General features: G+C 63.6%; 8 protein-coding genes. All 8 read left to right on the forward strand.

Annotation, left to right across the window (positions count from 1 at the left end):
* The first annotated feature begins 50 nt into the window (after window positions 1-50).
* The 8 genes from AC6H4Z_RS12765 to AC6H4Z_RS12800 all read left to right on the forward strand — a co-directional run bounded on the left by AC6H4Z_RS12765 (window position 51) and on the right by AC6H4Z_RS12800 (window position 12,314).
* Window positions 51-803 carry an RNA polymerase sigma factor gene (locus tag AC6H4Z_RS12765; protein WP_497542348.1) on the forward strand — a complete coding sequence of 251 codons (753 nt, stop codon included), beginning with the start codon at window positions 51-53 and terminating at the stop codon, window positions 801-803.
* Window positions 804-909: 106 nt separating this feature from the next.
* Window positions 910-1,854 (forward strand): hypothetical protein, encoded by a 945-nt coding sequence (locus tag AC6H4Z_RS12770; protein WP_497542349.1) that lies wholly within the window; start codon window positions 910-912, stop codon window positions 1,852-1,854.
* 54 nt (window positions 1,855-1,908) lie between these two features.
* Window positions 1,909-5,112, forward strand: coding sequence for a CHAT domain-containing protein (locus tag AC6H4Z_RS12775; protein ID WP_497542350.1), 3,204 nt, complete (start codon window positions 1,909-1,911; stop codon window positions 5,110-5,112).
* A 124-nt stretch (window positions 5,113-5,236) separates the two neighbouring features.
* Entirely contained in the window at window positions 5,237-6,385 is a 1,149-nt protein-coding gene (locus tag AC6H4Z_RS12780) for a hypothetical protein (RefSeq protein ID WP_497542351.1), read from the forward strand.
* 40 nt (window positions 6,386-6,425) lie between these two features.
* Window positions 6,426-7,337, forward strand: coding sequence for a S8 family serine peptidase (locus tag AC6H4Z_RS12785; RefSeq protein ID WP_497542352.1), 912 nt, complete (start codon window positions 6,426-6,428; stop codon window positions 7,335-7,337).
* Between the two features lie 56 nt (window positions 7,338-7,393).
* A complete protein-coding gene (locus tag AC6H4Z_RS12790) occupies window positions 7,394-8,347 on the forward strand; it encodes a serine/threonine-protein kinase (protein WP_497542353.1) in 954 nt (317 codons plus the stop codon).
* 167 nt (window positions 8,348-8,514) lie between these two features.
* On the forward strand, window positions 8,515-10,092 hold the full coding sequence (locus AC6H4Z_RS12795; protein WP_497542354.1) for a serine hydrolase: 1,578 nt from the start codon (window positions 8,515-8,517) through the stop codon (window positions 10,090-10,092).
* A gap of 104 nt (window positions 10,093-10,196) precedes the next feature.
* On the forward strand, window positions 10,197-12,314 hold the full coding sequence (locus tag AC6H4Z_RS12800) for a M28 family peptidase (protein ID WP_497542355.1): 2,118 nt from the start codon (window positions 10,197-10,199) through the stop codon (window positions 12,312-12,314).
* The last annotated feature ends 29 nt before the right edge of the window (window positions 12,315-12,343 follow it).

Raw genomic sequence — 12,343 nt, forward strand, 5'->3', positions numbered from 1 at the left:
GCGTCTAAATCGGCGGCCGAGGGCGCGTTCTTCACCACCGTCGCAACCGCATGGACGCAGAAGAAGTTTTTCGACAACACCTGCCAGTCATCGGGCAGATCGCGCAATCGATCTGTCGGCGGAATGGCGTCGGACAGCACGATGCCGAAGACTTCGCGTCGGACATTCGGCTGCGGCTGTGTGAGGACAACTACGCAGTCATCCGGAAATTCCAGGGAAAGAGCAGCTTCACCACATATCTGACCGTGGTGATGAACAAACGCTTCCTGGACAACCGGAGACATGTTTGGGGCAAATGGACACCGTCCACGCAGGCGCGACGACTCGGCCCTGTCGCTCTGCTGCTCGAGACCCTCGTCTATCGAGACGGCTGCACCTTTGATGCAGCGTGTCGAATCCTGGAGCAGAAGCACGACTTCGCCGTGGATCGTCGGGAGCTTCAGAGAATACTCGCGCAGTTGCCGCGGCGGACCGGGCGCCGGTTCGAAACAGATGACGGCCTCGAGCAGGTCCCGTCGGGTGACGGCGCAGACGCTCGCGTGCTAGCCAGCGAGCGAAGCGATCAACTCGCCGCGGCGGAGGCCGCGCTCGGGCGGGCTCTGCGAGAACTCCCCGACGAGGATCGCGTCGTCATTCGAATGCTCTACTACGAAGGACTCTCGATCGCCGACATTGCACGCGGTCTCCGTATAGAGCAGCCGCGTTTGTATCCACGAATTAGACAATTGCTGTCGTCGCTGCGCCGGACGCTCGAGAAGGAGGGAATTTCTGCTGATTTTCTAAAGGACCCCGATTCGAGTTGACCGGCATTCACCAAAATCGAAAAAAGATTAGAAACTCGTCCGTCCATTTAACCATGGCGGCGAAAAGGATGTCTCGGACGCAGCCTCAACCACCCGTGGAGTAGTGATGGATTCGAACGACTCGAACCCAGATCTCGAGCTCATAGCCGCCTTCATCGACGATCGTTTGTCGGGGGAGGAGCGAGCTCGTGCCATGAAGTTGCTGGCGGAGTCCGACGAGACGCTCGAGCTCGTCGCGAGCGTATTGCGGCAGCAGGCCGAGACGCCCGAAGTCCAGGTGATTCCGATCTCGAAGGCGCGGCGCTGGCGGCAGTGGAAGGTCCTGGCGCCCGTCGCCGCGGCAGCCGCGCTCGCCATCGTGTTTGTACCAACCCTGGTCCGCCGTGGGGAGGCCGACAACGCCGCGGCGTATGCGAGTGAGCTCACGCACGACGCCAGCTTCGCCGCCGGCCTGCGCCCGGGCTGGGACCAGCGATGGGCGGCCACGCGCGGTGGCGAACCATCCGCTGAGGCGGCCGGCACGCCGTCGGCAGGAAGCCCCACGGAGTCGAAACGCGCATTCCAACTCGGCGTTCGATCAGTCGACATTCAGGTTGCGCTGGCACGAGGCGACACGGCGCTTGCTGGGCGCCTCACCAACGAAGTTGGCCAGACACTCAAGGGCATCGCGTTTTCGGATCTCGTTGGTGCGAGTTACGCCGACGTGCAAAACCGCCTCGCGACCGACAGTCGCAACCAGTCGATCGACCGTGCATCGCGCGCCGAACGCGAGCTCCGCGACCTCCTCGGCGCCAACCTGCAGTCAGCGTACGCGTTCGGTCAGTGGGCGGGTGCGGCGGAACTCGCGGCCCAGACGCACGACGCATCGTTCTTCGAATCGAAGCGCGGCGCGACCTACATCCGCGCCGCCGATTCAACAGCGGGTCTGTCTGGAGAGGACATCCAGGCGCTCCGAGCGATCGACGCGCGGATCAAGCAGGGACTCGACCAGCCCGCGCTCGACGACGTACGTAACATTCTGCAGACGATTATTCGACGCCGAGGCGGCTGACGACTACTGTTCGGGGGACGTGGAACGACGCGCCATTTTCCCCACCGAACAGGCTTGCCCCAATATCGTTCTCGCTTTCGGCTGATTGCCTTGGTCGCCGTGCTCGTCATCGGCGCCACTGCCGCATTCAGCCACTACCTTCGCCCAGCAGATGCTGCGAACGCGAAGGACCTCGGTAGGCTCGCGAGGATCGCCCGCGGCCACCGCCTGACGCGCGCACGGATCACCGGCGGCTTTGCATTCGCTCCCTGTTTGGCCAATCCGTCTGGCGATCGGCTCGTGCGCGGCCTCACGTGCGAAGACGCACCGCCGACCTCTTGGACCTCGGCCGGAGACCTCCGGAAGTACGCCGAGTCGATGCGCACACCGGGGGAGACGGGTGCCGCGGCGCCTAATCCGCACACGACCGGCGTCTGGCAGTTGGTCATGCGTCATTCCAGCGACGCCGTTGCCGACCTGCGCGACGCCGCTCAACGTGAGCCAACGAGCGCCCGCGTTCTGAACGATCTGGCGGTCGGGCTCACCGAAGTTGCTCAGGTTCAGGATGATCCATCTGCACTGATCGACGCATTCGTCGCGGCCGACAGTGCCGTGCATTTGGATGCTTCGTTGCCAGAAGCGCAATTCACCCTCGCGGTACTGCTCGAACAGCTGTACCTCCGCACCGACGCCATTGCCGCGTGGACGCGCTATCTGGAGCTGGACAGCAAGTCGCCCTGGGCGGCAGAGGCACGCGCCAACCTCGCGGCCCTGAAGCCGCGCGAGGATCAGTGGGACAAGGCGCGCGACCGCCTACAAGCTGCAGTTGTCGCCGCCGACCGCGAGACAGTTCGATCGATCGTCGCCGCACACCCGTCGGAAACGCGTGTGTTGATCCAGGAGCGGCTTGGGGCGTGGGGCAGCGCCGCGGTAACTGGCGACACCGCAAATGCGCGTGTTGCTCTCGCGCTCGTGCGCGGCCTCGCCGAGCCGCTGAGTGGCGCGACCGGTGATGCGTTCATGGTCGATGCGCTTGCGGCGATCGACCGCGCGACGTCGCAGGGCCCTGCGCAACTTCGCTCGGTCGCTGCGGGGCACGCCGCGCTGAAGCGGGGGATTCAGCTCTTCGATTCGCGCGCGTTCGCCGATGCCAACGCGCAGCTACTCGAAGCGCGGCGGCTTCTGGTGCACTCCGGCAGTCCAGTTTCCCTTCTTGCGACGCTCTACGTTGCGCGAATCCAGTTCGGGCGCAACCAATCGGACGAAGCCCTCCGAAATCTGCGTGCGGTCCGCGATTCAGCGCGAACTCCGTATCTCGTGCTGCGCAGCCTCGCCGCGCAGACGATGGGTCTGATCTACGATACGCGTTCGGACTACGTGCACGTCGTGTCCTCGTACGACTCGTCGCTGACCGAAGGGAGAACGACGGGTGAGGCAGGAAGCGCAGTCCGAGGCCGTTCGTGGCTGGCGACAAAGGTCACCGTGTTGCGCGGACGCGAAGCCGGTTGGCGCGTCCTCTACGCTGCCCTCGCCGCCACCCCGCAGTATCCGGCAGCCGTCACTAGCCTCTATTCCGTATTCGGCTCCGCTGCGATCGCCACCAGTGCCGATGCACCGCGACTATCGGTGCGCTATTCGGATGAATTGATCCGCGTCTCGCGTCGTGTAGGACAGTCGGATTTCACCGCATCAGCGTTTACTCTGCACGGCCTTCAGTTGGCGCGCATGGGTGAATCCGTTCGCGCACGCGCCGCCGTCGACTCCGCATCGGCGGCGGCGCGGTTGGCCAAGGACTCGACCGCTCGCGTCACGCTCCTCTCGGACGCGGCGCTCGTCCGTGGATTGATCGCGCTGCATCAGTCGCCTGGAGAGGCGGAGGAGCTTCTCTCGAAGGTCGTGTCGCAATATCGATCATCCGACTATAGCCGCGGGCTCACCTCCGCGTATCTGTATCTCGCACAGTCCAGAGTCGCGTCGGGACACGTGGACGATGCGCGCGCCGCGTTCGACTCGGCGACCGCGGTGACGGACCGCCAGCGCGCCACGGTGAAGGACTACGGGGAGCGAACCGAATTTCTCGACAACGCGCGCGCGACGATCGATCAGATCGTCGCGTTTCGCGCGGAGCATGCCGATTCCGTTGGAGCGTTCGAGTTTTTTGAACGAACACGCTCGCGCGTGCTGCTCGAGGAATTGACCGACCGAAACGGGCGATCCACCGTCGAGTCAAAGGAACCCGACACGGCGCTCGGATTGCGCGAGCGTCTTCCTGCCGGAACAGTGGTGGTCAGCTATGCCGTGCTGCCGAATGAGCTGCTGATCTGGACCGTAAGTCGCGACCAATTCAGGATGCAGCGCGTTGCCGTGAAGAGCGCGGACCTGGAACGGATGGTGACGCAGCTCCGACGATCAATCGATGAGCCATTGAGCGACACCGATGCGACGGTCGCATCGGAGCATCTGTACCAACTGCTGATTGCGCCGCTGGGAACGCTCGAGGCCAACGCGAGCCTCGTGATCGTCCCCGACAAATGGTTGCACTACGTTCCGTTCGCGGCGTTGCGCGACGCAAAGACGCGCCGCATGCTGGTTCAGTCGCACGAACTCGACTACGTGCCTAGCACCGCAATCCTGCTCGAATCGCTGGCCGGGCGCAGCGAACGTCGAATTTCGGGGCAAACATCTCGCGTGCTGGCAGTGGGGAATCCGGCGTTCGACGCAAATGTCTTTCGGCTGCCACACCTACCGGCGTCCGAGCGTGAAGCACACGATATCGCGGCCGTGTACCGAAACGGGCGCGCCCTCGTTGGCAGCGCCGCGACGGACGTGTCGCTTCAATCTGTCGCGCCGACACTCGACATCCTTCACTTCGCGGGACACGCGATCGTTCGGACCGATGCGCCTCAGATGTCGCACCTCGTGCTGGCGTCCCAAGGCGGCAGCGCCGGGGCGCTATTTGCGAGCGATATCGCTCGCTGGCATCTGGACCGAATGAAGCTCGTGATTCTCTCGGGATGCAGCACGTCGAGTGGGAAAATGTCGGCGACCGAGGGCGCGTCCTCACTGGCGCGAGCCTTTTTCGCTGCTGGAGCACCGGCGGTCATTGCTAGCTTGTGGGCGATCGACGACGAAAAGACCGCGGACTTCTTTGCCACTTTTCACCGTCGTCTGGGTAACGGTGAACGTGCGTCAACAGCCCTCAGAGAGACACAGCTCGACTGGATCGCTCGCGGAGCGTCCGTGTCGACGTGGGCAGCCTTTCAATTCTTTGGAGATTGAAAGGCATGCCCGCCTGGCGAGCGCAGATGCGTTGCCGACCGGGCGAAATTCCACGAAGTGGTCCGTCTAGCTGGGGACGCACTGGAGAATTCCGCGCGCAAACAACTGAAAGGAGGAGTTGCTGATGCGAGTCCGAATCATCTTCAGGGGCATGATCCTGTTCACCTTCCAAAAACCCGAAGGCGGGCGGCGGGGAACCGGAGGCAATCGCGGAACGCTCAAGGCGTTGATGGTGAGCGATCCGATGCACGACAACATGTCAGCGGATGCGTCGTCCGACATGGACATGAGCGGCCACGATATGAGCGGTCATGACATGGGCGGAATGCCAGGCATGCAGATGCCGTCGCATGTCTCGACCTGCACCCACATTCCGCGCATTGGCATCTACGGGCGCGATGTGAATAGCAATCGCCGCATCATTGAGGCGGGTGTTCGGCTGGAGCCGGGTGAGACGAAGATCGAGCTCAATGGAACCGCGCGCGACGGCGTGTCGACCACGCGTGGATTCGATAGCTACGTGCCGAACCTTCGCAAGCTTCGACCGACTGGTCGTGGCAAGCCGAGGCCCGAGTTCTTCAAGTCGTGGATCACGGTGCCGCATGGCCGGCTCCGCGCCCGCGATCTCGTGAGTTGGGACATCGATGCGAACCAGCCGGCAGAAGTGGCGTTCATGGGAACCAACTTCCGCGGCTTCGTCGCCAACGAGGCGGTGCTCGACGTCGGAGACGACTCGGACTTCACGGATGACCGGAAGTCGAAGTATGCGTCGATCAAGTCCTCGACGAAGGGGCTGCCCGAGCGCCTCTGGCCGCTCGCGAAAGGAACCAACTATGTCGACGAATCCGACCCCAACACGCTCGAGATCCTGATCACCAATTTTGCTCCGCAGCGCAGACGCGCGGTGCCGTGGAGTCTGCACTACGAGTCGCTGTTCGATGCGCTAGGGTACGCAAGAAATCTCGAGTATGAGAAGTCTGCTCAGTACACGAGGTTCATGTCGGCGGCAAAGAAGTTCGACACGTACGAGTGGAATTCCGACATCGCCGACATGGGCATCGGACAGCCGTTCCCATACATCATCCCGGAAACCTTCAAATCGCTCGCCGGTTTGAAGAAGGACCGAGAACCGGCGATCGTCACCCGGCCGCCCAAAGACATCGACGTTCGCGGCAAGGACGACGGGATCCCCAAAGGTGGGCTCGAAACTCACGAGCCGTGGTCGCGTCCCATCTGTCCGCTCGGTCAGGACGACGACGGCGGCGGCAAGTGAGCCGGCGGCGCCCGCAATTCAGGGCCTGACGTCGGCGCGCTTGGGCAACGTCATCACCATTGCCGTCATCGACGACGCGGTCGATACACGGCATGAGGAGTTCGCCGGTCGCATCGCAGGAGAGTGGGACCCTGCGGCTGGTGTAGCGGTTGCCATCCCACAAGGATGGCAACCGCATGGAACGAAGGTCGCGGGCCTCGCGCTCGCTGGCGGACCTCGCGTTAAAGGCGTAGCGCCAACCGCGTCACTGCTCGCCGTGAGAGTTTCCGCGCTCGCGACCAGACTCGAAGACCCGACCGAAGCCGAGGCCATTCGCTGGGCCGCCGAGCGTGGCGCCGATGTGATTTGCTGCGCTTGGGGGCCGCAGAACCCGACGGCCGAAAGCGGTCGACTTCCAGACCGCACGCGGGCGGCGATCGACTGGGCCGTCACAAATGGTCGGGGCGGAAAGGGATGCGTCGTCGTCTTCTCCGCCGGCAACGACGGTACCGACCTGGCGCTGAACGGCTACGCTAGCCATCCGGCAGTCATGGCGGTTGGCGCGTGCAACTGCCACGGCAAACACCCGTCCTACAGCGGCTGGGGCGACGTGCTGTGGTGCGTGGTTCCGAGCAACGACCCACGGGACCCGGTTGGCGCTGGGACGACATACACCACCACGACGCCGATCGGCTCGTTCCTCCTCGGCAACACCTTCTACACCACGGACTTCGGCTTCACGTCGGCGGCCTGCGCCATCGCCGCAGGAGTCTGCGCCCGGATCTTGGACGCCAATCCGAGCCTCACCTGGAGCGACGTCCGAGACGTCGTGGCCCTATCCTGCGAGAAGGTCGACGCCGACAGCGGATCGTATGACGAGCGGGGACACAGCCCGTACTACGGATTCGGCCGCCTCGATCCCGCCCGCGCCGTAGAAATCGCCCGCGAAAAAAACGCAGCCAGGTCCGTCTAACCGTTTGCGGGCGGCGGTGCCAGCGACACGGCGGACTCGATTCAAGGACGGGCTGCATGACCAGTATGAGCGATTTCGATCGCCTCGCGACCAGTTTGCGCGAGACCTACACGTTGAAATCAACGGTAGGTACAGGTGGAATGGCGCACGTGTACATCGCGGATGACCTGAAGAACGGACGACGCGTTGCCATCAAGGCGCTGCGCGAAGAGCGCACCACTCCCATTTCCGTACGACGCTTCCTCGCAGAAATCAGTATCACCGCCCAACTCGAACACCCGAACATCATTCCGCTGTGTGATTCGGGCACCGCTGACGGACTTCCGTACTATGTCATGCCGTTCGTCGAAGGAAGCTCGCTCCGGTCGCGCCTGCAGCGACTCGGACGACTGCCCATCGACGAAGCCTTGCACGTGTGCGATCAGATCGCCGCGGCGCTCGACTACGCGCATCAGCGGCGCGTCGTGCATTGCGACATCAAGCCGGAAAACGTGCTGATGCAATCGGGACGCGCGCTGCTCTTCGACTTTGGGATCGCCGTGCCCTTTGACGAAAGCCAGCTCCAGCGGCCAACCATTCCGGGACTGGTGCTCGGAACTCCGGCATACGTGAGCCCCGAGCAGGCGAAAGGGGAAGGGCGCATCGACGGACGAAGCGACGTCTACAGCCTGGCGTGCATGGTGTACGAGATGATCTGCGGCTTTCCGCCGTTCATCGGCAACTCGCCGAGCACCGTACTGCGCCGACACATTTCCGATATCCCGCTGCCGCTGTACTGCCGCCTCCCGGGCATTCCCGTGGAGCTCTCGGCAGCGGTGTCTCGCGCGCTGTCGAAGCGGCCCGCCGACCGATTCGCGACGCCGGGAGAATTTGCGGCCGCGATGCGCTCGGGATCGCCTGACGAAGGAGAAGCCGAGGTACCCGTCGTCAGGAGAGCTGACGCACCGCCGCCGCCAGTCTATCGCTCGATGCGCGAAACGACATTCCTGGTCTGCGAGGCGATGCTCTGAGCTGATGGCGCCAGGAGGAAAAGCGGTATACCGATACGGTCTATCGCACTGGTCGCCCGAATGATACGTTGGTTCGCCGCGCTACGGATGGCGCGCGCGCCGGCATTTCGGCCGCTCCGAGCCGATCGCGCCGACGACATCAACGGCTCAATCGCGGACACAGATCTATGACGCTGAAGCGAGTTTGGCTGCCCGCCCTCGCGGTATCCCTCGCCGTCGCGGCAGCAACACAGCCGGCGAAGGCCCAGAGTAAAGAGCCATTTCCCGGCCTCGACGCGTACATCTCCAAGGCCGTGGACGCGTGGAAGATTCCCGGTCTGAGCGTCGCAATCGTTCGCAACGACTCCGTGATCTTCGCCAAAGGATACGGCGTCATCGCAGCCGGCAGCAAAACTCCCGTCAACGAACGAACCCTCTTCGAAATCGGGTCGAGCTCCAAGGCGTTTACGGCAACGCTCGTCGCAATGATGGTCAGCGACGGGAAAATGCGGTGGGACGATCGCATGTCCCAGTACCTGCCCGATTTCCGAATGTACGATCCGGTCGCGAACGAAGCCGTCACGCTTCGGGACGCGCTCTCGCATCGCAGCGGCATCGCGCGCGGCGAGCTGGTGTGGCTCGGATCTGGACTCTCGCGCGACGAAGTGCTTCATCGTCTGCGCTTCCTCAAGCCCGAGTCGCCGTTCCGATCGAAGTGGTCGTATCAGAACATGATGTTTCTTGCCGCAGGCCAGGCGGCAGGTAGGGCGGCAGGAATGACGTGGGACGATCTCCTTCGCCAGCGCATCTTCACACCGCTGGGAATGACGTCGAGCATGGCCACCGCGAAGGGACTCAACAATGCGAACGCCGCGATCCCGCACGGCATGGATCACGATACAGCATTCACCAAGCCGCGCTTCGATGGCGATAACATCGGGCCTGCCGGATCGATTCTCTCGAACGCCGTCGACATGGCGCAGTGGCTTCGCTTCCAGCTCAACGACGGCGTTGTCGGTGGCAAGCGCCTGGTGAGTACCGCCGCGCTTCGAGAAACTCACTCGCCGCAGATTCTGATGTCGCCCGGCGGCGGCGGAGGCCGTGGCGGCGCGGGGGGAGACACGACGACACCGCCGACGCGTTTCAATTCATACGGCTTTGGCTGGATGGTCGAGGACTATCATAGTCAGCTCGTCTGGCAACACGGTGGTAACACGCCGGGCATGACGACGGCCGTCGGCATGATGCCGGAAAAGAAGTTCGGCGTGGTCGTTCTGAGCAGCATGCAGAGCGCCGCGCTGCCCGACTTGCTGCGGCAGTACATCTTCGATCGCGAGCTTGGGGCGCCGATGAAGGATCTGAGCGGCGACGCGTTCACGCGATCGCTCGCGCAACGCCGTCGAGCAGATTCCGTGGAGAAGGTCCAGCAGGCCGGTCATCCCGCTGACCTTCAGGCCCCGCTGCCGCTCACCGCGTACGTCGGCACGTTCGCCGATAGCCTGTACGGCGAAGCGGTCGTATCGATCAAGGACGGCAAGCTGTATCTCGTTCGCGGCGACTGGAGCGGCGCGCTGCAGTACTGGAACGCGACGAACTTCCGGTGGCTCATCCCGCCTGGATCGCCCACGGGACCCATGACGATCAAGTTCGACGTCACTCCAGACAACACGGTCACCGGATTGTATTTCGGCATCTCCGGCGATGTCACGCTACTCAGTAAAAGGGTCGCCGGCGGTCGCGGTGGACGTGGGGGAGGAAGCAACTAGCGGCCGTCCGAAGATCGAGATGGAGGGCATCGCACTGCGGCCGACTTCGGCGTAAAATCCACCGAGAGTTTCCCGCCGACGATTCGACCTTCAACACCGCCCACATGTCGACTGCTCGCCTTTGCCGCGCGACGATTGCGATTTCCGCAATCGTCGCGTTTCCCTTTCATCTCGCCGCGCAGGTTCAGGCCGATCCTCGCACTCTGATTCCCGGGCCCACACTCGACGCAATCGCGCAGCGCGTGAGCGGCGCGCAGGCGCACAATCACGTGCTCGAGATGTGTCCCTACGAGCGCAATCGGCCCGCGGAGGAATACACGTCGCAGACATACCGTGAGGCCGCATACGCCGAGAAGACGGCGAAGGCCTACGGGTTCAGCGACGTTCACATCGAGCGCTTCCCACTCGGCAGCAAGCAGTGGGACGGCGAGATGGGAGAGCTATGGGTCACCGAGCCGGGGCCGGCGCGCTTGATCACGCGCTACCGAGACATTCCCACGACGCTCGCTACGGGTAGTAAGAGCGGCGACGTCACCGCGGAGCTGATCTACGTTGGCCGTGGCGACGCCGAAGCCGACTACACCGGCAAGGATGTGAAGGGGAAGATCGTTCTCGTCTCCGGTCCCGTTGGCGCAGCGCACAATCTCGCGGTGAGTCGCTTCGGCGCCGAGGGCGTCGTGAGCTTCTTCAACGGCACAGGCAAGCCGATCGATCGGCCCGACCAGATCGGCTGGAGCGGCATCGGCGGCCGCGGTGGCGCCGCCGCAGGACGCACGACGTGGGGATTCATTCTCTCGCACCGTATGGGCATGGATCTCCTGGCGCAGTTGGAGCGGCATCAGAAGGTGATGGTGCATGCGAAAGTGAAGGCCGACGAGTATGACGCCCCGATGAACGTCGTCGTCGCGACGATTCCCGGGGACGGTAGCACGAACGAAGAGTTCCACTTCACCGCGCATCTGTTCGAAGGCATCGCCAAGCAGGGCGCAAACGACAACTGCGGCGGCCCGGCCACGCAGCTCGAAGCCGGCCGCGCGTGGATCGAGATGATCAAGGACGGCATCCTGCCGAAGCCCAAGCGCACCGTGCGCTTCCTCTGGGTTCCGGAAATCAGCGGTACCATGGCGTATCTGCGCGCGCATCCCGACTTGGGCGAGCACGTCGTCGCGAGCATCAGCACCGACATGGTTGGCGCGAATCAGACGATCAACCACAACTCGCTGCATCTCAATCAGACGATGTACTCGATCCCGAGCGTCATCAACGATGTCTCACGCCAGTTCTTTGAATATGTCGGCGAGACGAACCGGGAAAAGCTCCACAACCGGAGCGTCGCCTACGGCTTCCAGAATCCGATCATCGATCCGTCGGGAACGCGCGACCCGTTCTGGTACAACATCGAGAAGTTCTATGGCGCCAGCGATCACCAGGTGCATCTCGACTGGAACCCGCGCATCCCGGCGGTGCAGTTCGGCAACTGGCCCGACGCCGTGTACCACTCGAGCGACGACTCACCCGCCAACCAGGATCCGACGCAGATGAAGCGCGCCGCGTTCCTCATGGTGTCGATCGCGAATGTCTTTGCCACGGCAACTCCGACCGACGCCGTCGCAGTCGCCGGTACTGCACTCTCCTACGCGGAGAAGCGCATCGGCGACGACCTGGGCAACGCGCTACAGCTGATCGCGTCGAGCAACGCGTCGTCGCTCAACGAGAACTACAAGGAAGCGCTCAATCTCGTGCGACAGGCGTACGTTCGAGAGCGTGCCGACGTTCGCTCCGCGGGCTCATTGGCATATGGCGACAAGCCGGCGCTTGCCGACATCGCCGCGCTCGAGAAAACCCTCGGGGCTGGCGAGCAGCTCGATGTGCAACGCGTGCAGCTCGCTTACACGGGTGCGGCCGCTCGTTTCAAAGTCGCAGTCGCTCTCGTTCCGGCGCTGAGCGCGGCAGAGCAGGCCGCGGCGAAGCTGGTTCCCGCGAAGAAGGCGGGCGCGCCGGCCGCGCAGGGATTCGGCGGCGGTGGTGCCGGTGCGACTCCACCTGCGCTGACCGGCTACTACTCGCAGGAGGCGCGCAACTTTGCCGACGGGACGCGATCGATTCTCGACGTGCGCAACGCGATCAGCGCCGAGTTCGGTCCGGTAAGTGTGGATGACGTCGTGCGCTTCTTCCGCGACGCGGAGAAGGCGGGCACGTTCACGATCACGGAAAAGAAGTAACGTTGGTCAGCAGCGACGGGTCGATATCA

It is taken from the genome of Leucogemmata humicola (genome assembly GCF_055379415.1).

Bases quoted from the DNA above. Each gene is read 5' to 3' on its own strand.
- AC6H4Z_RS12790 (WP_497542353.1), top strand. From the start codon at position 7,394: ATGACCAGTATGAGCGATTTCGATCGCCTCGCGACCAGTTTGCGCGAG.
- AC6H4Z_RS12800 (WP_497542355.1), top strand. From the start codon at position 10,197: ATGTCGACTGCTCGCCTTTGCCGCGCGACGATTGCGATTTCCGCAATC.
- AC6H4Z_RS12765 (WP_497542348.1), top strand. From the start codon at position 51: ATGGACGCAGAAGAAGTTTTTCGACAACACCTGCCAGTCATCGGGCAG.
- AC6H4Z_RS12795 (WP_497542354.1), top strand. From the start codon at position 8,515: ATGACGCTGAAGCGAGTTTGGCTGCCCGCCCTCGCGGTATCCCTCGCC.
- AC6H4Z_RS12780 (WP_497542351.1), top strand. From the start codon at position 5,237: ATGCGAGTCCGAATCATCTTCAGGGGCATGATCCTGTTCACCTTCCAA.
- AC6H4Z_RS12770 (WP_497542349.1), top strand. From the start codon at position 910: ATGGATTCGAACGACTCGAACCCAGATCTCGAGCTCATAGCCGCCTTC.